Below are 26,154 nucleotides of genomic sequence, written 5' to 3'. Positions count from 1 at the left end.
GAGGAAGACCTCGTCCGATCGCGTGCCGCGCCGCCGAACGTCGGCGGGGTACACGATCTAGCGCTGGCTCTCCTGGCTGCGCGAGAACGACCCGATCGTCGGAATCTCGGCGGTCGACGCCCCACGGGCGACCGGGATGCGCGTCCCGAGCACCTGGGACACGACATCCTGGGCGATCTTGGCCGGCGTGAGTCCGGCATCCTCGAGGATCTGCTCGCGAGTCGCGTGATCGATGAACTCGTCGGGCACGCCGAGCTCGTCGACGGCCGTGTCGACTCCCGCTTCACGCAGCACCTGGCGTACGCGGGTCCCGATGCCTCCGACGCGGATACCGTCCTCGATCGTGATGACGAGGCGGTGGGATGCCGCGAGCTCGACGATCGACGGCTGGACGGGCACCACCCATCGCGGGTCGACGACGGTGGCGCCGATCCCCTGCGCGCGCAGGCGGTTCGCGACATCGACCGCGATGTGCGCCATCGGTCCGATGCCGACGATGAGCACGTCCTGCGCCTCGGAGCGCACGAGGACGTCGACCCCGTCGTCGAGACGTTCGATCGCTGTCAGCTCGGGGCTGACGCCTCCCTTGGGGAAGCGGATCACGGTGGGCGCATCGCCGACGGCCACTGCCTCCTGCAGTTCTTCGCGCAGCCGCTCGGCGTCGCGAGGGACGGCGATGCGGATGTGCGGCACGAGCTGCAGCATCGCGAGATCCCAGATGCCGTGATGGCTGGGACCATCCGGCCCGGTGACGCCGGCGCGATCCAGCACGAACGTCACCCCGGCGCGGTGGAGCGCGACATCCATCAGCACCTGATCGAAGGCGCGATTGATGAACGTGGCGTAGATCGCGACGACCGGGTGGAGGCCCCCGAAGGCGAGGCCCGCGGCTGACGCGACCGCGTGCTGCTCGGCGATCCCGACATCGTAGACGCGATCCGGGAAGCGCTGGGCGAACGGCAGCAATCCGGTGGGCCGGAGCATGGCCGCCGTCATCGCGATGATGTCGTCGCGCTTCTCCCCCACCGAGACGAGCTCGTCGGCGAACACGTCGGTCCACGCAGGGGCACCGCCCGAACTGCCGACGGTCTTCCCCGTTGCAGGGTCGATCTTGCCGACCGCGTGGAACTGGTCGGCCTCGTCGTCGAGGGCGGGCTGGTAGCCGCGGCCCTTCTCGGTGATCGCGTGCACGATGACGGGCGCACCGTACGACTTCGCCAGCCTGAGGGTCTCGATGAGGGTCGGCAGGTCGTGTCCGTCGACGGGACCCAGGTACTTGATGTCGAGGTTCGAGTACAGCGCCGCGTTGTTGGTGAAGCGGGAGAGGAACCCGTGGGTGCCGCCGCGGACGCCGCGGTAGACCGCGCGGGCGGCAGGGCCGAGCTTGCGGAAGAGCGTGTCCGACCCGCGGTGAAGGGTGCGGTAGGTGTCGGCGGTTCGCACTCGGTTCAGATACCGGGCCATTCCGCCGATCGTGGGCGCGTAGGAGCGGCCGTTGTCATTCACGACGATCACGAGGTTGCGGTCGTTGTCGTCGGAGATGTTGTTGAGGGCCTCCCACGTCATCCCGCCGGTCAGCGACCCGTCTCCGACGACGGCGACCACGTGACGGTCCTTGCGGCCGGTGCGGGTGAGGGCTCGCGAGACCCCGTCTGCCCAGCTCAGCGAGCTCGACGCGTGCGACGACTCGACGACGTCGTGCGGGCTCTCCGACCGCTGCGGGTAGCCGGCGAGTCCACCGCGTGAACGCAGGTTGGTGAAGTCCTGACGACCTGTGAGGAGCTTGTGCACATACGACTGGTGCCCGGTGTCGAAGATGAACGGGTCGGCGGGCGAGTCGAACACCGTGTGAAGGGCGATGGTGAGTTCGACGACGCCGAGGTTCGGGCCGAGGTGACCACCCGTTCGGGCGACGTTCTCGATGAGGAACGCGCGGATCTCGCCGGCGAGCTCCTGCAGCTGCGACGTGCTGAGCCCGTCGAGATCCCGGGGCCCGGTGATGGAGGACAACAGCGCCATGTGACTCCCTCCATCGGTGGTGCAGACAGGTCGGCGCCCGCCTCGGACGCCGAGAACAGTCTACCCGGCGGCCCCACTGTGCCCGCCTGGATCGGCGCATCGCAGAACACTCGCAGGGCGTCCTCACCGTTCTCGGAGGCCACGGATCCCGGCCTGTCCTGAGGTGGGTGCGCGAAGGGGCCGGGGTCGAACGACCCCGGCCCCTTCGCGACGCGCGTCAGACGAGCGAGCGCAGCACGTACTGCAGGATTCCGCCGTTGCGGTAGTAGTCGGCCTCTCCGGGCGTGTCGATGCGGACGACCGCGTCGAACTCCACGGTCTCCTTGCCGGCCGCCGAGAACTCGCTCGGCGACGCCGTCACGTGCACCGTCTTGGGCGTGATGCCCTCGTTCAGCTGCTCGAGCCCGGAGATCGAGACGATCTCGGTGCCGTCGAGTCCGAGCGAGGCCCAGCTCTCGCCTGCGGGGAACTGCAGCGGGACGACACCCATGCCGATGAGGTTCGAGCGGTGGATGCGCTCGAAGCTCTCCGTGATGACCGCCTTGACGCCCAGGAGGCTCGTGCCCTTGGCCGCCCAGTCGCGGGACGAGCCGGAGCCGTACTCCTTCCCGCCGAAGATGACGAGCGGGGTGCCCGCGGCCTGGTAGTTCTGGCTGGCGTCGTAGATGAACGACTGCGGGCCGCCCTCCTGGGTGAAGTCGCGGGTGAAGCCGCCCTCGACCTCGGCGCCGTCGTTCACCGCACGGACCAGCTGGTTCTTCAGGCGGATGTTCGCGAACGTGCCCCGGATCATCACCTCGTGGTTGCCGCGGCGCGAGCCGTAGGAGTTGAAGTCCTTGCGGTCGACGCCGTGCTCGGCGAGGTACCGGCCGGCCGGGCTGTCGACCTTGATGTTGCCGGCAGGGCTGATGTGGTCGGTGGTGACCGAGTCGAGCAGCGTGGCCATCACGCGGGCGCCCGTGATGTCGGTGACCGGGGTCAGCTCCATCGTCATGCCGTCGAAGTACGGGGGCTTGCGGACGTAGGTGGACGCGTCGTCCCACTCGAAGACGTCGCCGGTCGGCGTCGGGAGGGTGCGCCACCGCTCGTCGCCCTCGAAGACGCTCGCGTACTGATGGGTGAACATCTCCTTGTTGATCGACGAGTCGATCGTGGCCTGCACCTCGGCCGAGTCCGGCCAGATGTCGCGCAGGAACACGTCGTTGCCGTCCTGATCGGTGCCGAGGGGGTCGACCTCGAAGTCGAAGTTCATCGAGCCGGCGAGCGAGTAGGCGATCACGAGAGGCGGGCTCGCGAGGTAGTTCATCTTCACGTCGGGGTTGATGCGGCCCTCGAAGTTGCGGTTGCCCGACAGCACCGCCGTGACGGCGAGGTCGTTCTCGTTGATCGCGGCGGAGACCTCCTCGATGAGGGGACCCGAGTTGCCGATGCACGTGGTGCAGCCGTAGCCGACGGTGAAGAAGCCGAGGTCCTCGAGGTCCTTGGTGAGGCCGGCCTTCTCGTAGTAGTCGGTGACGACCTTCGAGCCCGGAGCCAGGGTGGTCTTGACCCACGGCTTGGCCTTGAGCCCCTTCCTCACGGCGTTGCGTGCGAGCAGGCCCGCAGCGAGCATGACCGACGGGTTCGACGTGTTGGTGCACGACGTGATCGCCGCGATGGTCACCGCGCCGTGGTCGAGGACGAACCTCTCCCCGCCCTCGAGCGTGACCGGGGTGGGCTTCGACGCCGTCGCGGGCGCGTGGCTGTGGTGGTGGTGCTCGTGGCGGCTGTACTCGTCTTCGGGCGAGTTTCCGGGCGGGTCGGATGCCGGGAACGACTCAGAGCCCTCGAGGTCGACCAGATCGTGATCGATCTCCGCGTAGTTGGTGAGGTCGCTTTCGAACTGCTGCTTCGCCTGCGAGAGGACGATGCGGTCCTGCGGGCGCTTGGGACCGGCGATCGACGGGACGACCGTCGAGAGGTCGAGCTCCATGTACTCGCTGAACACCGGCTCGCGCGAGGCATCGTGCCACAGCGACTGCTCCTTGGCATACGCCTCGACCAGCGCGAGCTGCTGCTCGTCACGGCCCGTGAGGCGCAGGTAGTCGATGGTCACGCTGTCGATCGGGAACATCGCGGCGGTCGAGCCGAACTCGGGGCTCATGTTGCCGATGGTGGCGCGGTTGGCGAGCGGGACGGATGCCACGCCTTCGCCGTAGAACTCGACGAACTTGCCGACGACGCCGTGCTTGCGCAGCATGTCGGTGATCGTCAGAACGACGTCGGTCGCGGTGACGCCGGTGGGGATCGCGCCCGAGAGCTTGAAGCCCACGACCTTGGGGATGAGCATCGAGACCGGCTGGCCGAGCATGGCAGCCTCGGCCTCGATGCCGCCGACGCCCCAGCCCAGCACGCCGAGGCCGTTGACCATCGTCGTGTGCGAGTCGGTGCCGACGCAGGTGTCGGGGTAGGCGCGGAGCACGCCGCCGACGGAACGGTCGTAGATGACCTTCGCCAGGTGCTCGATGTTGACCTGGTGGACGATGCCCGTGCCCGGCGGGACGACCTTGAAGTCGTTGAAGGCGGTCTGGCCCCAGCGGAGGAACTGGTACCGCTCGCCGTTGCGCTCGTACTCGATCTCGACATTGCGCTCGAGGGCGTTCTCGGTGCCGAAGAGGTCGGCGATGACGGAGTGGTCGATGACCATCTCGGCCGGTGAGAGCGGGTTGATCTTGGTGGCGTCACCACCGAGCGTCACGACCGCTTCGCGCATCGTGGCGAGGTCGACGATGCAGGGAACGCCCGTGAAGTCCTGCATCACGACGCGGGCAGGCGTGAACTGGATCTCGGTGTTCGGCTCTGCCGCGGCATCCCACGATCCGAGTGCTTCGATCTGCTCTTTCGTGACGTTCGCGCCGTCCTCGGTGCGAAGCAGATTCTCGAGCAGCACCTTGAGGCTGAACGGGAGCTTCTCGTAGCCGTCGACGGTGTCGATGCGGAAGATCTCGTAGTCGGTGCTGCCGACCGTCAGGGTGCTCTTGGCACCGAAGCTGTCAACCGTGGACACGTCTGTCTCCTTCGTCGGCGGCGGGAGCGGGGCAAGGTCCGGCACTCCCCATCTTCCCCCGCTCCGGAGCCCTCGGCTAGTGAGGGTGACCTAAGCCTCGGCGGGGTCAATTTATCTTGATATCAAGATAAATGTATCACTTCCGCTCCGGCGGATAGAGCGCCCGGACGGCGAGCCACGTGACCGCCAGGAGCGGTGCGAACAGCGGCAGGCCCATGACGAGCTTCAGCATGCCGAGAGCCGTGACGTTGTCGGCGAAGTAGAGCGGGAGCTGCACGAGGAGGCGCGCGGCGAAGAGCGACGCCCAGGCGATCGCGAGCCAGAAGAAGGCCCGCCGCTTGCGCTTGTCCTTGCGCCACGCCGTCCCCTCGCCCATCAGGAAGCCGACGGCCAGGCCGATCAGCGACCATCCGATGAGCGCGGAGACGAGGAACGCGGTGCCGTACAGCGCATTGGTGATGAACCCCGGGATGAAGTTGTTGCTCGCCTCACCGGTGAACGCCGCGAAGGCAGCGGCGACCCCCGCCGCGACGAGGCCGCCGACGGCAGCGGTGATGGGCTGCCGGGCGATGAGCCGCGCGACGGTGAAGATCGCCGCGATGCCCACGGACAGTCCCAGCGAGAGCCACAGGTCGCCCTCGCCGGAGGCGGGATCGATCGTGAGCGTGTAGGCGAGGATGAAGACCAGCCCGGGGACCACGGATTCGAGCACACCGCGCCAGCCGCCCATGGCTGCCCAGACGACGTGACCGGTCGACTTGCCCTCGTTGGGGTCGAGTCCGGCCCGACGGGCGGCGTCGCCGAGGGCGGCGCCGAGGATGTCGGATGCGGACGCCTGAGCCGCTGCGCCCTCTCCGGCATCGTCGCCGGATTCGGTGTCGCCCGACGGCGCGGGCGGGCGGGTGTCCTCGGTCACGCGACGCCCGGCGTCGCCGGCATCCGCAGCGGGATGAGGTCGCGAGGAGGCATCGGCGACCCCCCGCGCACCACGACGATGGAACGGAAGAGGTCTTCGACGGCCGCGGCCGCATCGACGTCCGAGGTCGCCGCGCCGCCGATCACGCCGCGGAGGAACCACCTCGGGCCGTCGACGCCGATGAAGCGGGCCAAGCGCTTGCCGGCGGTGCCTTCGGGGCCCGCCACGACCGGCACCTCGGCCAGGAGCTCGGGACCCAGCGGGCCCTCGCGCTCCTCGACGCGTCCTCCCTGCTGGCGGATCTGGGCGCGGATCTGCTCACGGGTCTCGGCCCAGAGGCCGACCGTGCGCGGGGCGGCGAACGGCTGCACCTGGAGCGTCGAACCCGCGTAGTCCAGGCCGACGGCCACGATTCGCTTTGTCTGCTCCTCCACCTCGAGACGGAGGTTCAGGCCCTCGCGCGGGAGTATCTTGATCCCGCCGAGGTCGATGTACGGACGGACCGGGTTCGCCTCGGACTCGTCGAACGGTCCGGCGCTGGCACGGTCCTCGGGAGCGTCCTTGCGGGGGCCGTCGGCGGATGTGGGGTCGGTCATGCGAGGACTCCGTCCTTCTTGAAGCCCGTGGAGCCGAAGCCGCCCTCGCCGCGGACGCTGTCGGGAAGGGACTCCACGGGGATGAAATGCGCGCGGGGCACGGGCATCACGATGATCTGGGCGATGCGGTCGCCGACGGCGATGTCATGGGCGACCGCGACGTCGGTGTTGAGCAGGATCACCTTGATCTCGCCTCGGTATCCGGCGTCGATCGTTCCCGGAGCGTTCACCACGGTGATGCCGTGCTTGGCGGCGAGGCCGCTGCGCGGCACGACGAACGCCACGTAGCCCTCCGGGAGCGCGATCCGCACCCCGGTCCCCACCATCGCCCGGTGGCCGGGCTCGAGGCGAACCGCCTCCGCAGCCACGAGGTCGGCTCCGGCGTCGCCCGGGTGCGCGTACACCGGGACGTCGGAGGCGATAATGGGGACGTCCACCGTTTCAGTCACCCAATGAGGGTAATGCAGAAGACAGCGCACGATGTCGGGACCGAAGGCTATCGAGAGAGGCTCGGGCCCTCGCTCTGGGTTCTCGTGAGCGCGGCCGTCGCCGGCCCCATGGCCGCCCTCGTGTTCGCGCCGATCGACACGACCCTCGCGCTCGTGATCGGCGCCGCAGTGGGGGTGGCCGTCGTCGGGCTGCTGATCGCCGGATCTCCCGTCGTCAGTGTTCGCGGCGACGTGCTGCAGGCGGGTCGGGCGCACATGACGGTCGAGATGCTCGGCGAGCCGGAGGTGTTCACGGCGGAAGACGCCCGCCATCAGCGGGGCGTCGGCCTCGACCCGCGGTCGTGGCACGTCATCCGAGGCGGCATCGACGGTGTCGTCGTGATTCGCGTCACCGACCCCGACGACCCGACGCCGGCGTGGGTGATCTCCTCACGCACGCCGGATCGGCTCGCCGCGGCGGTGCGCCGCGCTCAGGCTAGGCGGAGCACTCCGAGCAGATAGGTCCGCTCTTCGTGTCGTGGTCGAGCTGCGAGCGGTGCTTGACGAGGAAGCAGTTCACACAGGTGAACTCATCTTCCTGGGGCGGAAGAACGACGACATCGAGCTCGAGATCGGAGAGGTCCGCCCCCGGCAGCTCGAAGCCCGACGGGTTGTCGGCGTCCTCCACATCGACCGCGCCCGAGAGCTTGTCGGGCACGCGCTCCTTCAGAGCCTCGATCGACTCGCTGTCGTCCTCGGTCTTGCGGGGGGCGTCGTAATCGGTGGCCATTCGTGAACGTCTCAACTTCCGGAATATCGCGGGTGCGCTCGCCCTTTCGGGCGGCGATAGTTTGCATGACCGAATCCTTTTTCGCAAATGCGGAAGTTCGGATGCTCGACCGTGCGCTCCCCTGAAACTCGCGCCACGCGCTGGATATTCCCGGCCGGGGACATCCCCTGTGTCAGCATGGGCGGGACACGCAGGATCGGAGGGGCGTTCGCATGGAACAGCTCAAGGTCATCGGAACCGAGGACGACAAGCTCGTCCTGGCGACCGAGTCTGGCGAGAGGTTCGCCCTCGCCGTCGACGATGTGCTGCGGATCGAACTGCGCAAAGCGCGGCGCGATCGCGACGGCGACACGCAGGCAGCACGCCCGAGTCCGCGCGAGATCCAGTCGCACATCCGCGCGGGGCTGTCCGCCGACGAGGTCGCGAGCCTGCTCGGTGCCCGCGTCGAGGACGTGGTGCGATTCGAGGGTCCGGTGTTGGCAGAACGCGAGCACATCGTGGGTCAGGCGCTGGCCGTGCCGGTGCTGCTGGGCGGGGACTTCGAGACCGACGGCCACCCCACGTTCGGATCCGCCGTGCGCGGCAAGCTGCACGAGGCAGGCTCGTCGAGCGAGCGCTGGACGAGCTGGAAGGAGCCCACCGGCTGGGTCGTCAAGCTCGAGTTCACCGCGAACGAGGTCGACCACGATGCGCGTTGGAGCTTCGATCCGCGCCGCAGCACGCTGTCGCCGCTCAACGCGGACGCGATTCAGCTGTCACGTCAGGGTTCCCTCCCGGACGGACTCATCCCCCGGCTGCGCGCGCTGGAGACCGTCCCGCCGAAGGACGACTCGCGGTTCGACAGCGGCGCCTTCGGTCCGCGCAAGCTTCCCGATGCCGACTTCGAGTCGCCGGATCTGCCGGCTCCCGCCGCTCCCGCCGTCCAGGACGCGGCGATCAAGCGCGCGGACGAGCCCGCGGTGACCTCTGCCGAGACCGCCGATCTCCTCGAGGCGCTCCGCCGCCGCCGTGGTCAGCGCGAGCCGCTGCCCGGAGCAGAAGAGCCCTCGCCCGCCCGCTCGCACTCGCCGGTGGCTCTGTTCGACGCGCTCGAGCCGGGATATGACGAGTCGCCTGCGGAAGCCGAGCCCGATGTCGTCGAGTACGACGTGGTGCCCTCTGCCGTCGCCGAAGCGGGCCGCCGCAAGGGCCGCACCTCGATGCCGTCGTGGGACGAGATCGTCTTCGGGGCACGCACCGACGACTGATCGTCGAGGCGCGGGGCGTCAGGCGAACGCGCCGAGACGAATGAGCGGCACGATCCGCTCTTCCGGTGTGAAGGATCCGTGCTGGCCGATCATCCTCTGCGGACCCTTGTCTGCGATGCGATCGTCGTAGTACGCCACGCCGGAGCGTGCGGCGATCACGACGTCGCCGATGCGGTCCCTCACTTCTGCGTCGACCGCACCGAACAGGCCGGAGTCGAGGAGATCGTCGCGGGAGAGCACCCACGAGCGCGAGGACTCGGCAGCGGTCCAGGCGGCGAGCACCACGTCGGCCTCCCCCGGTTCGGCGTAGAGGTGCAGCATCCGCGGCTCGCCGCCGATGAGGCGCACCCCGTCGACCAGTCCGTCACCCTCGCCGAGCAGGATGTGCCGGTGACGGGGGATGTCGACCATGCCATGGTCGGCGGTCACCACGGCTCCCGTGCCGGGAGCGAGCGCGCCGGCGAGTGTGCGGGATGCGGCATCCACCTTCTCGAGGCCGACGACCCACTCGTCCGACTGCCACCCGCGCCGGTGGCCGATGCCGTCGAGTTCGGGGGCGTACAGATAGACGAGCGAGCCGGGATGCTGCGCCGCGAGCTCGGCGGCCGTCTGCACGCGCTCGATGAGATCGTCGACACCGTGGAAGTCCGCGCCCGCCTGCGTGGCGGCGGTGAAACCGGTGCCCATGTACTCGCGCTTCGAGACGACGAAGAACGGGCGACCCAGCGATGCGCTGAGCGGGACGGAGCGCTGCCACTCGAGCGGCAGCCCGTCGGTGTTCCACCCGCGCAGCTGATTGACGACGTCGTCCGTGCCCGGAATGCGTGCGCGATAGCCGACGATGCCGTGCTCCCCCGGCAGCGTGCCGGTCAGCAGGCTCGTGAGCGCGGACGCGGTCGTCGACGGGAACACCGTTCGCGCGACATCGCGCTTGGTCCCGGCCTGAGCGAGGAACCTCGCATGACCGGCGCGCGCGGCGAGATTGTGGGCGCCCAGGCCGTCGACGACGAAGACCACGGCGCTCCTGGCGGGCGCGAACCACTCCGATCGACCCTCGAGCGCCGCGGCCATCTGCGGCACGACACCGGTGAGGCTCCGGGCTCGCGGCGGGTCCGCGGGTAGGCTGAGGGACATCGGGGCCAGTCTCGCACACCGGCGGACGGCCCCCGCCGCTCCGCCGTCACCCGAGGCCACATCGTCATGCCTGCATCCCGCACCGACTCCACCCCCGTAGACCACGGTCGCATCGAAGAGGTCGATGTGTCGACCGAGATGCAGGGGTCCTTCCTCGAGTACGCCTACTCGGTGATCTACTCGCGCGCCCTGCCCGACGCACGCGACGGGCTCAAGCCCGTGCAGCGCCGCATCCTGTACCAGATGGCCGACATGGGCCTCCGCCCTGATCGCGGCCATGTCAAGAGCGCCCGTGTCGTCGGCGAAGTGATGGGAAAGCTCCACCCCCACGGCGACGCGCCGATCTACGACGCGCTGGTGCGTCTGGCGCAGCCGTTCTCGCTGCGCGTGCCCCTAGTCGACGGACACGGCAACTTCGGGTCTCTCGACGACGGCCCGGCGGCACCTCGGTACACCGAGGCGCGCCTCGCTGCGCCGGCGCTCGCCCTCACCGAGAACCTCGACGAGGATGTCGTCGACTTCATCCCCAACTACGACGGGCAGTTCCAGCAGCCCGAGGTGCTTCCGGCCGCCTACCCGAACCTGCTCGTCAACGGGGCGACCGGCATCGCCGTCGGCATGGCGACGAACATGGCACCCCACAACCTCATCGAGGTCGTCGGCGCCGCCATCCACCTCCTCGACAACCCCGAGGCGTCGGTGGAGGAGCTCATGGAGTTCGTCCCCGGACCGGACCTGCCGTCGGGCGGGATCATCGTGGGGCTCGACGGCATCAAGGATGCCTACGCCAAGGGGCGAGGGAGCTTCCGCACGCGCGCCAAGGTGTCGATCGAGTCGCTCGGTCCTCGCCGCACCGGCATCATCGTCACAGAGCTGCCGTATCTCGTCGGTCCCGAGCGGATCATCGAGAAGATCAAAGACGCCGTCACCGCGAAGAAGCTCCAGGGCATCGCCGACGTCACCGACCTGACGGACCGGCACAACGGTCTGCGCCTGGTGATCGGCATCAAGACCGGCTTCGACCCGCAGGCGGTGCTCGAGCACCTGTATCGCCTGACGCCCCTCGAGGACTCGTTCAGCATCAACAATGTGGCCCTCGTCGAGGGCCAGCCGCAGACGCTCGGGCTGAAGGAGCTCCTGCGCGTCTACCTCGACCACCGGATCAGCGTGGTCACTCGCCGCAGCCGGTTCCGCCTCGCCCGACGCAAGGAGCGCCTGCACCTGGTCGAAGGCCTGCTCATCGCGATCCTCGACATCGACGAGGTCATCCAGGTCATCCGGGCGTCGGACGACGGCGATCAGGCGCGGACGCGCCTCATGGACGTGTTCGACCTGTCGGATGCGCAGGCCGAGTACATCCTCGAGCTCCGCCTGCGCCGGTTGACCCGCTTCTCTCGGATCGAGCTGGAAGCCGAGCGCGACAAGCTCAAGGCCGAGATCGCCGAGCTCGAAGAGCTCCTCGCGAGCGAGATCCTCTTGCGCTCTCAGGTCGCACGGGAGCTGGATGCCGCGGCCGAGACGTTCGGCACTCCCCGGCGCACGCTGCTGCTCAACGGCGGTCCCGTCGCCCCACGGTCACGGGCCGCCGCGGCCGCCGCCGATCTGCAGATCGCCGATGCACCCTGCCGGGTCTTCCTGTCGGCGACCGGGCGCATGGTGCGCGCCGAGGTCGACGCGGATGCCGCCAACGGCGGGATCGTGCCTCCGGCGCGACGCGCGAAGCACGACGCGATCCGCTCGTGGGTCGACGCCACCACACGCGGCGACGTCGGCGCGGTCACGAGCGCGGGCCGGCTCGTGCGCTTCTCTCCAGTCGACCTCCCCTCGGTGCCGGGGAACTCGGTGCAGCTCGCCGCAGGAACACGTGCCGACCAGTACCTCGGGCTGGACACGGGTGAGCATGTCGTCGCCATCGTCCCGCTCCAGGACGGCCCGCCCATCGCGCTCGGCACGCGCCACGGAATCGTCAAGCGGGTCGCGGCCTCCGAGCTCGGCACGAAGCACGACATCGAGATCATCGCGCTGCGCGACGGCGACCGTGTCGTGGGAGCGGCACCCGCGTCGGACGGCGCCGAGCTTGTATTCGTCGCCAACGACGCCCAGCTGCTGCGCTTCGACGCCGCCTCGGTGCGTCCTCAGGGGCGCGCGGCGGGCGGCATGGCGGGCATCCGGCTCGGCGACGGCGCGGAGGTCATCGCGTTCACCGTCGTCGGCGCCTCGGCCTTCGACGCGGTCGTGGTCACCGTGGCGGGCTCGACGTCGGCGCTTGCCGGAACCGACGCCGGCAGCGCCAAGGTCTCGGTGTTCTCCGAGTTCCCGGCGAAGGGGCGCGCAACGGGCGGCGTCCGTGCTCAGCGTCTGCTGAAGGGCGAGGATGCGATCACGCTGGCGTGGGTCGGATCCGATCCACGCGCTGTCGGTCCGGACGGCGCAGCGCGCACGCTCCCGGAGTCCGGCGCGAAGCGGGATGCCTCCGGCACGCCGCTCGACGGCGTGATCGGCGCGATCGGCACCGGGGTCCGCTGATCCGGGCGTCCGGCCGCGCTACCGTGGCCGGACGGCGCTGCAGGGCGACGTCAGGCGTCGATGCGCTCGCGCGCGAGGCGGTCGCTCGAGTCGATGATGAACTCCTTGCGCGGAGCGACGTCGTTGCCCATGAGCAGCTCGAACACCGATGCCGCCGCCTCGGCATCCGTCATCCGCACCCGGCGAAGGGTGCGACCCGCGCGATCCATCGTCGTCGTCGCGAGCTGGTCGGCGTCCATCTCGCCGAGGCCCTTGTAGCGCTGCACAGGCTCCTGCCAGCGCTTGCCGGACTTCGTGAGCTTGGTGAGGAGCGTATGGAGCTCCTGTTCGGAGTACGTGTAGATCGTCTCGTTGGGCTTGGTTCCCGGATTCATGACGACGACGCGGTGAAGCGGCGGCACGGCCGCGTACACGCGACCGTCGTCGATGAGCGGGCGCATGTATCGGAAGAAGAGCGTCAGCAGCAGGGTGCGGATGTGCGCACCGTCGACGTCGGCGTCGCTCATCAGGATGATCTTGCCGTAGCGCGCAGCATCCAGATCGAACGATCGCCCCGAGCCGGCGCCGATCACCTGGATGATCGCGGCGCACTCTGCGTTCGACAGCATGTCGCTGATCGACGCCTTCTGGACGTTGAGGATCTTGCCGCGGATCGGGAGGAGCGCCTGGTACTCGCTGTTGCGCGCGAGCTTGGCCGTGCCGAGTGCCGAGTCGCCCTCGACGATGAACAGTTCGGATGCCTCGACCTCGTTGGTTCGGCAGTCGGCGAGCTTCGCGGGGAGAGAGGAGGACTCGAGCGCGTTCTTGCGGCGCTGGGTCTCCTTGTGCGCACGCGCGGAGACACGCGCCTTCATCTCCGACACGACCTTGTCGAGCAGCAGTGAGGTCTGCGCCTTGTCGTCGCGCTTGGGTGACGTGAAGCGGGCAGTGAGCTCGCGGGTGACGACGTTCGCGACGATCTGTCGGACGGCCGGGGTGCCGAGCACCTCCTTCGTCTGCCCCTCGAACTGCGGCTCGGGCAGGCGCACCGTGAGCACCGCCGAGAGGCCGGCGAGGATGTCGTCCTTCTCGAGCTTGTCACTGCTGCCGAACTTGAGACGGCGCGCGTTCTGCTCGACCTGGGTGCGGAGCACCTTCATGAGGCCGGCCTCGAAACCCTGCTGGTGCGTGCCGCCCTTCGGCGTCGAGATGATGTTGACGAACGACCGGGAAGTGGTCTCGTACCCCGTGCCCCAGCGCACAGCCACGTCGACCTCGCACACGCGCTCGAGTTCGGTCGGCACCATCGCGCCCGTCGGCTGAAGCACCGGCACGGTCTCGGTGAACGTCCCCGTCCCGGTGAGCCGCCACGTGTCGGTGATCGGTGCGTCGGGCGCGAGGAAGTCGGCGAACTCCGAGATCCCGCCGTCGAAGCGGAAGCTCGTCTCGACGTGCTCCTCGGTGCGCTCGTCGCGGATGACGATCTCGAGGCCCGGCACGAGGAACGCGGTCTGGCGCGCGCGCTGCTCGAGCTCCTGCAGGTTGAACGCGGCATCCTTCGTGAAGATCTGCTGGTCCGCCCAGTAGCGGATGCGGGTTCCGGTGACGCCCTTGGCGGCCCGGCCGGCGACGCGCAGCTCGGAGCTCTTCTCGAAGGGCGTGAAGGTCGACGACGGAGATCCGTTCGCGAACACGCCCGGCTCTCCGCGATGGAACGACATCGCCCAGGTCTTGCCGCCGCGGTCGACTTCGACGTCGAGGCGCTCCGAGAGGGCGTTCACGACGGAGGCGCCGACACCGTGGAGACCACCGGACGCGGCATACGAGCCCCCTCCGAACTTGCCGCCGGCGTGGAGCTTCGTGAAGACGACCTCGACCCCCGACAGGCCGGTGCGCGGCTCGATGTCGACGGGGATGCCGCGTGCACGATCTCTGACCTCGACGCTGCCGTCGGCGTGGAGCAGGATGTCGATGCGCGAGCCGTGACCCGCGAGGGCCTCGTCGACGGAGTTGTCGATGATCTCCCACAGGCAGTGCATGAGTCCACGGGAGTCGGTCGAGCCGATGTACATGCCCGGGCGCTTGCGAACCGCTTCGAGGCCCTCGAGGACCTGGAGATGATGGGCGGAGTACTCGGCGGTCACAATCCTCAAGCGTATCCGGGGCGGCCTCGAGCACGGCCCCGACACGCTCCGCCCGGCCCCGGCGTACGCGCTCAGCGAAATGTGACCTGTTCGCGGCATTCTCGAAACAAAGGCGTGGTTGTATTTCATGACCCGCACCGGAGTTCTATCTATTCGAGGAGGCACCGAGATGACCACTCTTTCGACACCCACCGAGATGGGCGCCGTCCTCGACTACCGCCTCACCGCGGCCGACCGCTGCGACTCGTGTGGAGCGCAGGCCTACATCGCCGCCGAGGTGAACGGCAGCGAGCTGCTCTTCTGCGCGCACCACGGTCGCAAGTACGAGGAGAAGCTGCGCACCATCGCGACCTCGTGGCACGACGAGACGGCCCGACTGGCCGAAACCAACTGACGCCGAGGCGTCACTCCCCCGCGTAGATCCGGGGCACGAGCGGAGACACGCGTACGGCGATCTCCTCGCCGATCGTCCCGATCGCCTCGGCGAGATCCGTGGCCGAGGATTCGCCCGCTCCCCCGGGGCCGTACACGGTGACGACGTCGCCGACCGCGGCGCCGTCCCAGCCCTGCACCCGGGATTCGGCGCCCACGGCCAGCAGCCGCCGTGGGCCGGCCGGAGTGCCGACCATCGCGCGGCCACCGAGGGTCGAGGGCAGGCCGTCGAGCGATCCGAGCGAGATGGTGACCTCGGTGCCCGCTACGTGGGCGACCTCCGCCTCGAGGGTGGCGACCGGCCGTACCCCCAGGGCGTCCTCGCCAGGGCCGCCCGCGGGCCGGATCCCGTAGCAGAACGCGCCCACCCGGACCATGTCGTACCGGAACTCCGACCGCGCGAAGGACGCAGCGCTGGCCGAGAGATGAAGGGTGCTCGGCGACAGTCCGGCGGCGCGGGCATCTGCCACCGCGCTGTCGAACACCGCCCGCGCCTCGTCATCGTCCTGATCCGATGCCTCGGCGATGTGACTCCAGACGCCGACGACGTCGAGGCATCCCTCCGCCGCCAGCTCGGCCGCCCTCATGATGAAGGCGCCCCAGTCCTCAGGCCGGACGCCGTTGCGGTGCAGACCCGTGTCGATCTTCAGGTGGACGCGCGCGCGAGCCCCGGCCGATCGCGCCTCGGCGGCGACGTCCTCGAGCAGGGCGGGATCTCCCACCCCGAGATCGAGGTCGGCCGAGACCGCCGCGGCGACCTCGGCACGGGACGCCGCGATCCACGAGAAGATCCGCACGTCGGCGCCGAGCAGCTCGCGTACGCGGCACCCGGTCGCGACATCGAAGGCGCCGATCCAGCGCACGCCCTCTCGATGCGCGCGGCGGACGACCGGTCCGAGACCGTGCCCGTACGCGTCGTCCTTCACGACCAGCATCAGCTCGGACGGGGCCACCGTGCGGCGGACGTGGGCCACGTTCGCCGCGAACCGGTCGAGGTCGACCCGCATGACGCCGGTCATGCCGCGTGCTCCCGTGTCGCGCGGAGCCCCACGGCCGTGACGAGCTCGGCGGCCTCGAGCCCCGTTGCGGCGACCCATTCCGCGAGCGAAGGCTCGTCGTGCCGTGGATCGCCGAAGAAGACCGCCTCATCGCCCCGTTCGACCGGCTCCGCGCCGATGTCGACCACGCAGACGTCCATCGCCACGCGCCCCACGATCGGGTGCGGGACGCCGTCGATCGTCACCCGGGCGCGGCCACCGAGCGCCCGGACGACTCCCTGGGCGTAGCCGCCGGAAACGAGCGCCACGCGCGTGTCCGTCGCGGCGCGGAACGCGTAGCCGTACGAGACGCCCTCGCCCAGGCGGAGGGACTTCACACTCAGAACGGTGCCGCTCAGGCGCATCGCGGGCGTCGCGTCGCGCGCACCGCCGGGAAGGCCGAACAGGGTGAGCGAGTCCAGGCCGGGCGGATCGACGGTGGTGGCGCCGGACACGCCCGCGTCCGTGAGCAGGTGTGCAGCGGGGGCATCGTCGACGCGCAGCGTGTCGACGCCCGCGGCGAGGAGTTCGGCGGCGACCGCGAGGGCCCCGTGGCCCCACGCATCGGCGCGCAGGTCGGCGACGACCCGGGTTCCCGCAGGAACCCGCGAGATCGCGATGTACGCGTTGCGGGCGACGGCGGATGCCGAGATGCGGGCGACCGGAGCGCTGGACGGCTCAGGGGCCGACGCGGCGACGCCGCGCCCAGGGTTCGCCGAACTCACGCCTCTAGACTATCCGGGACCCCCCGAACCCCCATCCCGGAGTACGCATGTCTTCTCAGGGCCTCGGCCTCGCGCCCCGCCTTCGCTACCTCGCCGCCCGCGCCCGTCGCATCGACGTCGGATCGGTGGTCGACCGCGCCAAGGAGACTTCGGAGCAGCACGGCAAATGGACCCCGGCCGTGCTCGTCGACATGCTGTGGTCCGCCGGCTTCCGTCAGGTGGGATTCCAGGACTACGTGGACTACGATTTCGCGATCCTCACCAGGGCCGAGCGCGCGACGTACATGACCCACCCGGTCTCGAACCAGCTGTCGCAGCGTTACGACCACCCCGACTTCCGCCACATGTTCCACGACAAGGTCGAGTTCGACCGCGTCTTCAGCGAGCACCTCCACCGAGACTGGATGGTCGTGGACGAGGGCAACGCCGAAGCCGTCCGCGCGTTCACCGAGGAGCACGGCACGATCGTCACGAAGGAGCCGATCGGTCAGGCCGGCACCGGCGTGCACCGCTACCACGCGGCGGACGTCGAGGACTGGGATGCATTCCACCGCGGCCTGCTCGAACGCGGAGAGGTCCTGATCGAAGAGGTCATCCGCCAGCACGCGGACCTGGCCGCGGTCTGTCCCGGCACCGTCAACACCACTCGCGTCACGGCGTTCTTCGACGGCGAGCAGACGCACATCCTCGCGATGGCGCAGAAGTTCGGCCGCGGGGAGGTCAGCGACCAGATGACCTTCGGCGGCTTCTACACGATGCTCGACGAGAACGGCCACGCGGTAGGACCCGGGTACGACTCTCACGCACACGTCCACGAGCGCCACCCGGACAGCGGCTTCGTCATCGGCGACTTCCAGCTGCCGATGGTCGACGAGGTGAAGGCGTTCGTCGATCGGGTCGCGCGCGTCGTGCCGCAGGTTCAGTACGTCGGCTGGGACATCGTGGTCACGCCCGACGGTCCGGTCCTCGTCGAAGGGAACTGGGGCGCCGGGGTCTATGAGAACAAGCCCAGCGTCACCGGCATCCGTACCGGACACAAGCCCCGGTACCGCGCCGCGATCGGCTTCTGAATCGCCTCAGCGGAACGCGAAAGGGGCGGGTTCTCGAACGAGAACCCGCCCCTTTCGCGGACTGGATGCGCGCTAGACCGCGCGGACGACTCCGAGCGGTGTCGACTGGTGTCCCTGACCGAGCGGGTTGTCCTTGAGGATCGCGACGAGGCGCTTCTCCCCCGCCTTGTCGAGCGTCGACCCGAGGATGTTGCCGCCGAGGTCGTTGATGTCGACCACCGCGACCTCCGGAACGCCCCCGAGGAGCGCCTTGAGGTGCTCGGCGACCTCGCGCGGTCGCTCGGGCCCGAGTACGACGGCCTTGTTGTACGGGGGGATGGTCCCGCTCGTCGGCCCGTCGATCGCGCGCGCCTTGTCGCCCGCGATGCGGTAGAAGTCGCCCTTGCGGCCGAACGCCTTGGTGACGGCGGCGACGGCCGACGCGAACAGGATGCGGATCGTTCCGCACTCGCGCAGCGCCATCTCCATCGTCTCGGGCATGCCGAGGCCGATGCCGTAGGGAGTGCGCGTGACGTACTTGGACAGGAAGAGCGCGAGCCTGCGGGGCTTGATGTCTTCGACGAGGTAGGACCGACCCTGGGTGATGGCGACGATCTTCTCGGTCACGAAGAGCAGGTCGCCGTTCCGGACGATCTCCTCGGCGTACTCGCGTACGAACGCGTCGAGGTCGTCACCGGGCATCACGACACGCGTGCGGATCGGAATGCGTGCGAACGACGAGCCCTCGACGGATACGGTGAGCGCCTTGCCGGCGTTCGCCTCACTCACTCGAGGTAGTCCCGCAGCGACTGCGATCGGCTCGGGTGACGGAGCTTCGCCATCGTCTTCGACTCGATCTGGCGGATGCGCTCGCGCGTGACGCCGAACGTGTCGCCGATCTGGTCGAGTGTCTTGGGCTGGCCGTCGCCGAGGCCGAAGCGCATGCGGATGACACCCGCCTCACGCTCCGAAAGGGAGTCGAGCAGCGACTCGAGCTGACGCTGGAGCATCGTGAAACCGACGGCGTCTGCGGGAACCACGGCTTCGGTGTCCTCGATGAGGTCGCCGAACTCGCTGTCGCCGTCCTCGCCGAGGGGCGTGTGCAGGGAGATCGGCTCGCGGCCGTACTTCTGCACCTCGATGACCTTCTCGGGGGTCATGTCGAGTTCGCGGCTCAGCTCTTCGGGCGTGGGCTCGCGACCCAGGTCCTGGAGCATCTGACGCTGCACGCGCGCGAGTTTGTTGATGACCTCGACCATGTGCACCGGGATGCGGATGGTGCGGGCCTGGTCGGCCATGGCGCGGGTGATCGCCTGGCGGATCCACCACGTCGCGTAGGTCGAGAACTTGAAGCCCTTGGTGTAGTCGAACTTCTCGACAGCGCGGATCAGACCGAGGTTGCCCTCCTGGATGAGATCCAGGAACTGCATGCCGCGGCCGGTGTAGCGCTTGGCGAGCGAGACGACGAGGCGGAGGTTCGCGCCGAGCAGGTGCGACTTGGCGCGCTGGCCGTCGCGGGCGACCCACTGCAGGTCGAGGCCCATCTGCGACGACTTCTCGGCCGCCGACATGTGCGACAGCTTCTCCTCGGCGAACAGGCCCGCCTCGATCCGCATCGCGAGCTCGACCTCTTCGGCCGCGTTCAGCAGGGGGACCTTGCCGATCTGCTTCAGGTAGTCCTTGACGGGGTCGGCGGTCGCGCCGGTGATCTGCGTCGAGTAGACGGGGACGTCGTCCTCGTCGCTCGAGGAGATGACGATCGCGCCGGTCGGAAGCGGCTCGGTGAACGCCGGCTTGGTGCTCTCTTCGTCCTCTTCGTCGTCGTCAGCGGGCGCGGCCGCGTCCGATTCCTCGGCGGGGGCCTTCGCCCCGCGACGCGCCGCGGGGCGCGCGGGCGTCTCGGCGTCGTCGTCAGAGTCCTCGAGGTCGACATCCGCCTCGAGCTCGACGTCGTCGTCGAGCTCCTCGACGTCGTCCTCGATGTCCTCGTCCGACTTGGCGCGCTTCTTCGCCGCCGTCTTGGGCGCGGCCTTGGCGCCCTTCGGCGCCGCCTTCGCCGCGGTCCGCGGCTTCGCGGCCGGCTTCGCCGCGGACTTCGCGGGAGCCTTCGCCGCGGCCGAGGCCGCCGTGGTGGTCGTGTCGTCCGACTCGGTGTCCTTCGCGGCCGAGCGGGACTTGGTGTTCGTGCCTGAGGTCACGTTTCGCCTTTCACCAGGAACGCGTGCCCCACGCCCCCGGTCGATTTCGGACACTAGTAAGACCCTTGTCAAGTCCTCGCTCCGCCGAGAAGACCTCACGGAACCAGTTGACAACGGGTCAGAGCGTCTAGTATCTCACACTTGAGAAGTCCTGCAGGCATTGGCGCCAACAGCTCTCATCGCTCCCCTGTGGAAACGTCGGGGAGCGTGCGTGCATTCCGTTCAGGCTCCGCGTTTGTCCTCGTCGCCCGTCGGCCTGCTGGCCAGGAAACGCTCGAGTTCAGCGGCGAGTTCGTCCGCGCTCGGCAGATCGCCGGTGTGGATCATCGGGGTCGCCAGCGTCGACCCCGCCATGTACGCGTCGTAGCGCTCCTCCAGGCCCTGGACCATCCGGGAGAGCTCGTCGCTGTTGGCGACCTGGTCGTCGACCTTGGCCAGGTAGTCGCGGTTCTCCTCGCGGAGGTCTTCGCCGGTGAAGACGAGTCCCGTCGCGACCGTCAGGCTGTCGAGGGCCGCGAGGGCCGCGGCCGGGTATTCGGTGTCGCCGAGGTAGTGCGGGATCAGCAGCACGAACCCCGCGACGCTCACGCCCGCCTCGGCGAGGCGATACTCGAGGAGGTGTCCTGCCGTGGAGGGCACCTCGGTGTGCGGCTGCCAGACCGAGTGGGCCTCGGTGAGCTCGCTGCGCGTGCCGCTGACCGTCGTTCCGATGGGTCGCGTGTGCGGGACGGGCATCGGGATCGCGTGGACCCAGGTCACCGTCGACACCGCGTAGTCGGCGACGAACGCGAGGACCGAGGCTGCGAAGGCGTCCCACCCGAAGTCGGGCTCGTAGCCGGCCAGCAGCAGGAACGGCTGGCCGAGGGCATCGTGGGCGAACGAGAGCTCCAGGCGCGGCGGGCGGTAGTCGGTGAGGTGATCCTGGTCGAACGAGATCACCGGTCGCCGCGCCCGGTAGTCGAGCATGACGTCGTTCGAGTAGACCGCCACCGGCGTCGGTGACAGGTCCTCGCGGAAGTAGTCGACGACGCGGCTGACGGCGCTGCCGGCGTCGGTGAATCCGGTCAGCGCGATCACGAGCGGCAGACCTCGGGGCACAGGGGGCGCGGAGGCCGAGCGCTCGAACAGCGGACCGGGCAGGGGCATAGGTCCATGCTACGAGCCGCCGCCGACCACCGGGGCGAGCCGGTCCCGCTCAGAGCGAACACGCGACCTCCCTAGGATGGAGACCATGTCGTTTCCCGACCTCGCATACAGCGATGCACCGATCCGAGAGTCCGACGCAGACGCCCTTCTGATCGCACTCCCCCCTCTCGACACCCAGGACTCCCCCGATCTGTCCGACTGGCCGGGGCTTCGCGAAGCCCTCCTGGCCACCGGCTTCACGGGCTCCGCCGCAGCGTTGCAGCGCGTCTACGCACCGGAGTCGACCACCCTTCCGCTCGCGGTCGTCGGCACCGGCGCCGCCCCGGACGCCGCTGCGCTCCGCGACGCGGTCGGTGCGGCGGTCCGCACGCTGACGGGGTTCGCCGCCGTCGCCGTCGCCGCGCCGTACGCCGAGCCGGCCCTGTGGACTGCAGTGGCCGAGGGCGCGGCTCTCGGCGGATACCGGTTCGACGGCTACAAGTCGGAGGCGCCCAAGGCGCGCGCGTCACGGGTCGTCGTCCACGGGTCCGCGCCGGCCGATGCCGTTGCTCTCGCGCGGATCGTCGCGATCGCCGACGCCGTCGCCCTCGTGAAGGACCTCGTGTCGATCCCGGCCGAATGGCTCGGACCCGCCGACTTCGCCGACCGGGCAACGGCCTCGGTCGACGGTCTCCCGGTCACCGTCGAGGTGCTCGACGAGGCCGCACTCCGTGCGGGCGGCTACGGCGGCATCCTCGGGGTCGGTCAAGGATCGGACCGCCCGCCCCGCCTCATCCGACTCGAGTACGCGCCGGAGGGCGCGACGCGCCACGTCGCGCTCGTCGGCAAGGGCATCACCTTCGACACGGGCGGACTCTCGCTGAAGCCGGCCGCATCGATGGTGGGGATGAAGTACGACATGTGCGGCGCCGCGACGTCGCTGGCCGTGCTTCGCGCCGTTGCGACGATCGGTGCGCCGGTGAAGGTGACAGCCTGGCTGTGCGTCGCAGACAACATGCCGTCAGGGCGCGCAACGCGCCCGGGCGACGTCCTGTGCATGCTCGACGGAACGACCGTCGAGGTGCTCAACACAGATGCCGAGGGCCGTCTCGTGCTGGCCGACGGCCTGGTCGCGGCGAGTCGCGAGCACCCGGATCTGCTGATCGACGTGGCGACCCTGACCGGTGCGATCACGATCGCACTCGGGAGCCGCCACGCCGGAGTCATGGGCGACGACGCGGCTGTCGCCCGTTATCTCGAGGCGGCGGCCGCCGAAGCTGAGCTCGCGTGGCAGCTGCCCCTTCCCGCCCATATGGTCGACGAGCTCGACTCCCCCATCGCCGACCTGCAGAACGCCAAGATCGGCGACCCCGCGGGGGGATCGCTGTTCGCCGGGCTGTTCCTGCGCCACTTCGTCGGGCGCACCGGTGACGGGGCCGACGCGCCTCGCATCCCCTGGGTGCACCTCGACATCGCCGGCGTCGGCATGAACAAGGGCGGCGGGTTCGGATTCACCGACAAGGGCCCGACCGCCGCGACCGTCCGCAGCCTGATCCGCTTCGTCACGACAGAGGAGTCCTGATGACCGACCACACCTTCGATCTCGTCGTCCTCGGCGGCGGCAGCGGCGGCTACGCCGCTGCGCTGCGCGCCGCCGAGCTCGGCAAGTCGGTCGCCCTCGTCGAGAAGGACAAGGTGGGCGGCACATGCCTCCACCGAGGGTGCATCCCCACCAAGGCGCTGCTCCACGCCGCCGAGGTCGCCGAGACGGCTCGGGATGCCTCGGCCATCGGCATCCGCGCCACCTTCGACGGCATCGACCCGGCCGGCGTCCGCGCCTACCGTGAGGGCATCGTCGCGAAGAAGTTCAAGGGACTCGAAGGTCTCGTCAAAGCCCGCGGCATCACCGTCGTGTCCGGCGAAGGCCGCCTGGAGGCGGGGCCTTCCGTCCGCGTCGGGGACGACCTGTACCGCGGTACGGATGTGGTGCTGGCGACCGGCTCATACAGCCGCAGCCTCCCGGGCCTCGAGATCGGCGGCCGGGTCCTCACCAGCGAGCACGCGCTCGAGCTCGACGAGGTCCCGTCGCGCGTGGTGATCCTCGGCGGCGGTGTGATCGGCGTGGAGTTCGCCAGCGTGTGGCGCTCGTTCGGCGTCGAGGTCACGATCGTCGAGGCGCTGGACCACCTCGTGCCCAACGAGGACATCGCGCTCAGCAAAGCGCTCGAGCGCGCGTTCCGGCGCCGCGGCATCGCCTCGTCGCTGGGCGTCCGGTTCCAGGGCGTCACCCAGACATCCGACAGCGTCACCGTGACCCTGGAGGACGGCAAGACCTTCGAGGCCGACTACCTGCTGGTCGCCGTCGGCCGTGGTCCTGCCACCGCCGGTCTCGGCTTCGAAGAGGCGGGCCTCACGATCGATCGCGGGTTCGTCGTCACCGACGACCGTCTGCGGACAGGGGTGGAGCACGTCTGGGCCGTGGGCGACATCGTGCCCGGCCTTCAGCTCGCGCACCGCGGCTTCCAGCAGGGGATCTTCGTGGCCGAGGAGATCGCCGGACTCTCGCCCGTCGTGATCCCCGACTCGCAGATCCCGAAGGTCACTTACAGCCACCCGGAGGTCGCCTCTGTGGGACTCACCGAGGCACAGGCCGCCGATGCGCACGGTGCCGACGGCATCGTCGCCTACGAGTACAACCTCGCCGGCAACGGCAAGAGCGAGATCCTCGGAACCGCCGGGATCGTGAAGGTCGTCCGCGTCAAGGACGGCCCCGTCATCGGTGTGCACCTCGTCGGCGATCGCGTCGGCGAACTCATCACCGAAGGCCAGCTCGCGGTCGGCTGGGAAGCCCACCCCGAAGACATCGCACCCTTCATCCACGCCCACCCCACCCAGAGCGAAGCGCTCGGAGAGGCATTCCTGGCGCTCGCCGGCAAGCCGCTCCACGCGCTCTGACGCTGGGGCTCCGCGGCATCACTAAGCTAGATCCGATATCCATTCCGAAGGAGACATCGTCATGAGCACTTCCGTGGTCCTCCCCGCTCTCGGAGAGAGCGTCACAGAGGGTACGGTCACCCGCTGGCTCAAGCAGGTCGGCGACACGGTCCAGGCGGATGAGGGCCTGCTCGAGATCTCCACGGACAAGGTCGACACGGAGATCCCGTCGCCCGTCAGCGGTGTGATCGAGGAGATCCTCGTCCAGGAGGACGAGACCGTCGAGGTCGGTGCCGTCCTGGCCAAGATCGGTGACGGCGCGGGCTCCTCCGACGCCGCGCCGCAGCCGGAAGCCGCCGCGGCCACCCCCGAGGCTGCGCCCGCCGAGGCCGCGCCCGCCGCCGAGGCCGCGCCTGCCCCCGCGCCCGAGGAGTCCGCTCCCGCAGCCGAGGCCCCCGCCACCACCGGCGGCGGCAAGGATGTCGTGCTCCCCGAGCTCGGCGAGAGCGTGACCGAAGGAACCGTGACCCGCTGGCTCAAGCAGGTCGGTGACGACGTCGCCGTCGACGAGCCGCTGCTCGAGATCTCCACCGACAAGGTCGACACCGAGATCCCCTCGCCGTTCGCGGGCAAACTCTTGGAGATCCTCGTCCAGGAGGACGAGACGGTCGCGGTGGGCTCGCCGCTCGCGCGCATCGGCGACGAAGCCTCCGCCCCGTCGCCCGCCGCGGCTCCGGCTCCCGCCGCGGCTCCGGCTCCCGCCGCGGCTCCGGCTCCCGCCGCAGAGGCCCCGGCTCCCGCCGCAGCAGCCCCGTCTCCCGCCGCAGCTGCCCCGGCCGCCCCGGCTCCCGCCGCAGCAGCCCCGGCCGCTCCCGCTCCCGCTGCCGCTCCGGCCGCTCCCGCGGCAGCGGACGATTCCGACGTGGTCTCCTACGTCACCCCGCTCGTGCGCCGACTCGCGCAGCAGCAGGGCGTCGACCTCGCCTCGGTCAAGGGCACCGGCGTCGGCGGTCGCATCCGCAAGGAGGACGTGCTCAAGGCCGCCGAGGCGGCGTCCGCACCCGCTGCGCCCGCCGCGACGCCTGCTCCCGTGCCTCTGGAGGTGTCGCCGCTCCGAGGCACGACGCAGCCGATGTCGCGCCTGCGCAAGGTGCTCGCCGAGCGTGCAGTGGCATCGATGCAGTCGACAGCGCAGCTCACGACCGTGATCGAGGTGGACGTCACCAAGCTCGCGAACTTCCGCGACAAGGTGAAGGGCGACTTCCAGGCCAAGACGGGCGACAAGCTGTCGTTCCTGCCGTTCTTCGCCCTCGCGGCCGCCGAGGCGCTGCAGGCCTACCCCGTGATCAACGCGACCGTGGACGGCACCGACATCGTCTACCCCGCGACCGAGAACCTCTCGATCGCGGTCGACACGGAGCGCGGGCTGCTGACGCCCGTCCTGCGGGACGCCGCGACCAAGAACCTCGCCGAGATCGCTCACGAGATCGCAGACCTCGCTGCGCGCACCCGCGAGAACAAGCTGAAGCCCGACGAGCTGGGCGGCGGCACGTTCACGCTGACCAACACGGGGTCGCGTGGCGCTCTGTTCGACACTCCCGTCGTCTTCCTGCCCCAGTCGGCGATCCTCGGAACCGGTGTGGTCGTCAAGCGACCGGGTGTCGTGACGGTCGACGGCAAGGACGCGATCTCGGTCCGCTCGTACGTGTACCTCGCGCTCTCGTACGACCATCGCGTGATCGACGGCGCCGACGCCGCGCGTTTCCTGAGCGCGGTCAAGGCCCGCCTCGAAGCAGCGGCCTTCGAAAGCCAGCTCGGCATCTGATCGG

21 protein-coding genes are annotated in these 26,154 nt (G+C 69.6%); 8 read left to right on the top strand and 13 right to left on the bottom strand.

Annotated elements, in window-relative coordinates:
* Window positions 1-57: 57 nt before the first annotated feature.
* The 5 genes from dxs to dut all read right to left on the bottom strand — a co-directional run bounded on the left by dxs (window position 58) and on the right by dut (window position 7,026).
* Window positions 58-2,019 (bottom strand): 1-deoxy-D-xylulose-5-phosphate synthase, encoded by a 1,962-nt coding sequence (gene dxs, locus EER34_RS11685; protein WP_127475016.1) that lies wholly within the window; start codon window positions 2,017-2,019, stop codon window positions 58-60.
* A 217-nt stretch (window positions 2,020-2,236) separates the two neighbouring features.
* The gene (gene acnA, locus EER34_RS11680) at window positions 2,237-5,065 is read right to left on the bottom strand and encodes an aconitate hydratase AcnA (protein ID WP_127475014.1); all 2,829 of its coding nucleotides are present in this window, start codon (window positions 5,063-5,065) and stop codon (window positions 2,237-2,239) included.
* A gap of 136 nt (window positions 5,066-5,201) precedes the next feature.
* Window positions 5,202-5,981: a DUF3159 domain-containing protein gene (locus EER34_RS11675; RefSeq protein ID WP_127475012.1), complete on the bottom strand. Its 780-nt coding sequence runs from the start codon at window positions 5,979-5,981 to the stop codon at window positions 5,202-5,204.
* Window positions 5,978-6,577, bottom strand: coding sequence for a DUF3710 domain-containing protein (locus EER34_RS11670; RefSeq protein WP_127475011.1), 600 nt, complete (start codon window positions 6,575-6,577; stop codon window positions 5,978-5,980). The genes EER34_RS11675 and EER34_RS11670 overlap by 4 nt, the downstream gene beginning before the upstream one ends.
* The gene (gene dut / locus EER34_RS11665; RefSeq protein WP_205791571.1) at window positions 6,574-7,026 is read right to left on the bottom strand and encodes a dUTP diphosphatase; all 453 of its coding nucleotides are present in this window, start codon (window positions 7,024-7,026) and stop codon (window positions 6,574-6,576) included. Before dut ends, EER34_RS11670 begins: the two co-directional genes overlap by 4 nt.
* 12 nt (window positions 7,027-7,038) lie before the next feature.
* Between dut and EER34_RS11660 the strand changes: the two genes are divergently transcribed.
* Window positions 7,039-7,527 carry a DUF3093 domain-containing protein gene (locus EER34_RS11660; RefSeq protein ID WP_127475009.1) on the top strand — a complete coding sequence of 163 codons (489 nt, stop codon included), beginning with the start codon at window positions 7,039-7,041 and terminating at the stop codon, window positions 7,525-7,527.
* Here the strand turns inward: EER34_RS11660 and EER34_RS11655 are convergent.
* Window positions 7,502-7,795, bottom strand: a complete 294-nt coding sequence (locus tag EER34_RS11655) for a DUF4193 domain-containing protein (protein WP_127475007.1) — start codon at window positions 7,793-7,795, stop codon at window positions 7,502-7,504. The two genes, EER34_RS11660 and EER34_RS11655, sit on opposite strands and share 26 nt — an antisense overlap.
* A 212-nt stretch (window positions 7,796-8,007) precedes the next feature.
* Between EER34_RS11655 and sepH the strand changes: the two genes are divergently transcribed.
* Window positions 8,008-9,042 carry a septation protein SepH gene (gene sepH, locus EER34_RS11650; protein WP_127475005.1) on the top strand — a complete coding sequence of 345 codons (1,035 nt, stop codon included), beginning with the start codon at window positions 8,008-8,010 and terminating at the stop codon, window positions 9,040-9,042.
* 18 nt (window positions 9,043-9,060) lie between these two features.
* On the opposite strand, the gene EER34_RS11645 is transcribed toward sepH, so the two are convergent.
* A complete protein-coding gene (locus EER34_RS11645; protein WP_127475004.1) occupies window positions 9,061-10,176 on the bottom strand; it encodes an alkaline phosphatase family protein in 1,116 nt (371 codons plus the stop codon).
* Window positions 10,177-10,242: 66 nt separating this feature from the next.
* Between EER34_RS11645 and EER34_RS11640 the strand changes: the two genes are divergently transcribed.
* On the top strand, window positions 10,243-12,702 hold the full coding sequence (locus EER34_RS11640) for a DNA gyrase/topoisomerase IV subunit A (protein ID WP_127475002.1): 2,460 nt from the start codon (window positions 10,243-10,245) through the stop codon (window positions 12,700-12,702).
* A 50-nt stretch (window positions 12,703-12,752) separates the two neighbouring features.
* Here the strand turns inward: EER34_RS11640 and EER34_RS11635 are convergent, their stop codons facing one another.
* Window positions 12,753-14,825 carry a DNA gyrase/topoisomerase IV subunit B gene (locus tag EER34_RS11635; protein WP_420845976.1) on the bottom strand — a complete coding sequence of 691 codons (2,073 nt, stop codon included), beginning with the start codon at window positions 14,823-14,825 and terminating at the stop codon, window positions 12,753-12,755.
* Window positions 14,826-14,994: 169 nt separating this feature from the next.
* On the opposite strand from EER34_RS11635, the gene EER34_RS11630 reads away from it, so the two are divergent.
* Window positions 14,995-15,219, top strand: a complete 225-nt coding sequence (locus EER34_RS11630) for a DUF7455 domain-containing protein (RefSeq protein ID WP_127475000.1) — start codon at window positions 14,995-14,997, stop codon at window positions 15,217-15,219.
* A gap of 10 nt (window positions 15,220-15,229) precedes the next feature.
* Here the strand turns inward: EER34_RS11630 and EER34_RS11625 are convergent, their stop codons facing one another.
* Together EER34_RS11625 and EER34_RS11620 are read right to left on the bottom strand one after the other, a co-directional pair.
* Window positions 15,230-16,276 (bottom strand): alanine racemase, encoded by a 1,047-nt coding sequence (locus EER34_RS11625; RefSeq protein WP_127474998.1) that lies wholly within the window; start codon window positions 16,274-16,276, stop codon window positions 15,230-15,232.
* Window positions 16,273-17,019, bottom strand: coding sequence for an alanine racemase C-terminal domain-containing protein (locus EER34_RS11620; protein ID WP_127474996.1), 747 nt, complete (start codon window positions 17,017-17,019; stop codon window positions 16,273-16,275). The genes EER34_RS11625 and EER34_RS11620 overlap by 4 nt, the downstream gene beginning before the upstream one ends.
* Before the next feature lie 47 nt (window positions 17,020-17,066).
* On the opposite strand from EER34_RS11620, the gene EER34_RS11615 reads away from it, so the two are divergent.
* On the top strand, window positions 17,067-18,089 hold the full coding sequence (locus tag EER34_RS11615; protein ID WP_127474994.1) for a sugar-transfer associated ATP-grasp domain-containing protein: 1,023 nt from the start codon (window positions 17,067-17,069) through the stop codon (window positions 18,087-18,089).
* A gap of 72 nt (window positions 18,090-18,161) precedes the next feature.
* Here EER34_RS11615 and EER34_RS11610 read toward each other — a convergent pair whose 3' ends face one another.
* The 3 genes from EER34_RS11610 to EER34_RS11600 all read right to left on the bottom strand — a co-directional run bounded on the left by EER34_RS11610 (window position 18,162) and on the right by EER34_RS11600 (window position 21,412).
* Window positions 18,162-18,857, bottom strand: a complete 696-nt coding sequence (locus EER34_RS11610; protein WP_127474992.1) for a coenzyme F420-0:L-glutamate ligase — start codon at window positions 18,855-18,857, stop codon at window positions 18,162-18,164.
* Window positions 18,854-20,266 carry an RNA polymerase sigma factor gene (locus EER34_RS11605; protein ID WP_127474990.1) on the bottom strand — a complete coding sequence of 471 codons (1,413 nt, stop codon included), beginning with the start codon at window positions 20,264-20,266 and terminating at the stop codon, window positions 18,854-18,856. Before EER34_RS11605 ends, EER34_RS11610 begins: the two co-directional genes overlap by 4 nt.
* A 222-nt stretch (window positions 20,267-20,488) precedes the next feature.
* Window positions 20,489-21,412: a proteasome assembly chaperone family protein gene (locus tag EER34_RS11600; protein WP_127474988.1), complete on the bottom strand. Its 924-nt coding sequence runs from the start codon at window positions 21,410-21,412 to the stop codon at window positions 20,489-20,491.
* 85 nt (window positions 21,413-21,497) lie between these two features.
* On the opposite strand from EER34_RS11600, the gene EER34_RS11595 reads away from it, so the two are divergent.
* The 3 genes from EER34_RS11595 (at window position 21,498) to sucB (ending at window position 26,150) form a co-directional block, all read left to right on the top strand.
* On the top strand, window positions 21,498-22,973 hold the full coding sequence (locus EER34_RS11595) for a leucyl aminopeptidase (RefSeq protein WP_127474986.1): 1,476 nt from the start codon (window positions 21,498-21,500) through the stop codon (window positions 22,971-22,973).
* A complete protein-coding gene (gene lpdA / locus EER34_RS11590; protein ID WP_127474984.1) occupies window positions 22,973-24,346 on the top strand; it encodes a dihydrolipoyl dehydrogenase in 1,374 nt (457 codons plus the stop codon). Before EER34_RS11595 ends, lpdA begins: the two co-directional genes overlap by 1 nt.
* 61 nt (window positions 24,347-24,407) lie before the next feature.
* The gene (sucB, locus tag EER34_RS11585) at window positions 24,408-26,150 is read left to right on the top strand and encodes a 2-oxoglutarate dehydrogenase, E2 component, dihydrolipoamide succinyltransferase (RefSeq protein WP_127474982.1); all 1,743 of its coding nucleotides are present in this window, start codon (window positions 24,408-24,410) and stop codon (window positions 26,148-26,150) included.
* Window positions 26,151-26,154: the final 4 nt, after the last annotated feature.

Origin of the sequence: Microbacterium sulfonylureivorans (genome assembly GCF_003999995.1) — a bacterium.
Taxonomy (GTDB): domain Bacteria; phylum Actinomycetota; class Actinomycetes; order Actinomycetales; family Microbacteriaceae; genus Microbacterium; species Microbacterium sulfonylureivorans.
This window is presented reverse-complemented; position numbering and strand designations above follow the sequence as displayed.

Excerpts from the sequence above, each read along its gene's own strand:
- dxs (WP_127475016.1), bottom strand. The coding sequence starts at position 2,019 with ATGGCGCTGTTGTCCTCCATCACCGGGCCCCGGGATCTCGACGGGCTC.
- EER34_RS11670 (WP_127475011.1), bottom strand. The coding sequence starts at position 6,577 with ATGACCGACCCCACATCCGCCGACGGCCCCCGCAAGGACGCTCCCGAG.
- EER34_RS11660 (WP_127475009.1), top strand. The coding sequence starts at position 7,039 with ATGCAGAAGACAGCGCACGATGTCGGGACCGAAGGCTATCGAGAGAGG.
- EER34_RS11655 (WP_127475007.1), bottom strand. The coding sequence starts at position 7,795 with ATGGCCACCGATTACGACGCCCCCCGCAAGACCGAGGACGACAGCGAG.
- sepH (WP_127475005.1), top strand. The coding sequence starts at position 8,008 with ATGGAACAGCTCAAGGTCATCGGAACCGAGGACGACAAGCTCGTCCTG.
- EER34_RS11645 (WP_127475004.1), bottom strand. The coding sequence starts at position 10,176 with ATGTCCCTCAGCCTACCCGCGGACCCGCCGCGAGCCCGGAGCCTCACC.
- EER34_RS11640 (WP_127475002.1), top strand. The coding sequence starts at position 10,243 with ATGCCTGCATCCCGCACCGACTCCACCCCCGTAGACCACGGTCGCATC.
- EER34_RS11630 (WP_127475000.1), top strand. The coding sequence starts at position 14,995 with ATGACCACTCTTTCGACACCCACCGAGATGGGCGCCGTCCTCGACTAC.
- EER34_RS11625 (WP_127474998.1), bottom strand. The coding sequence starts at position 16,276 with ATGACCGGCGTCATGCGGGTCGACCTCGACCGGTTCGCGGCGAACGTG.
- EER34_RS11615 (WP_127474994.1), top strand. The coding sequence starts at position 17,067 with ATGTCTTCTCAGGGCCTCGGCCTCGCGCCCCGCCTTCGCTACCTCGCC.
- EER34_RS11600 (WP_127474988.1), bottom strand. The coding sequence starts at position 21,412 with ATGCCCCTGCCCGGTCCGCTGTTCGAGCGCTCGGCCTCCGCGCCCCCT.
- EER34_RS11595 (WP_127474986.1), top strand. The coding sequence starts at position 21,498 with ATGTCGTTTCCCGACCTCGCATACAGCGATGCACCGATCCGAGAGTCC.
- lpdA (WP_127474984.1), top strand. The coding sequence starts at position 22,973 with ATGACCGACCACACCTTCGATCTCGTCGTCCTCGGCGGCGGCAGCGGC.
- sucB (WP_127474982.1), top strand. The coding sequence starts at position 24,408 with ATGAGCACTTCCGTGGTCCTCCCCGCTCTCGGAGAGAGCGTCACAGAG.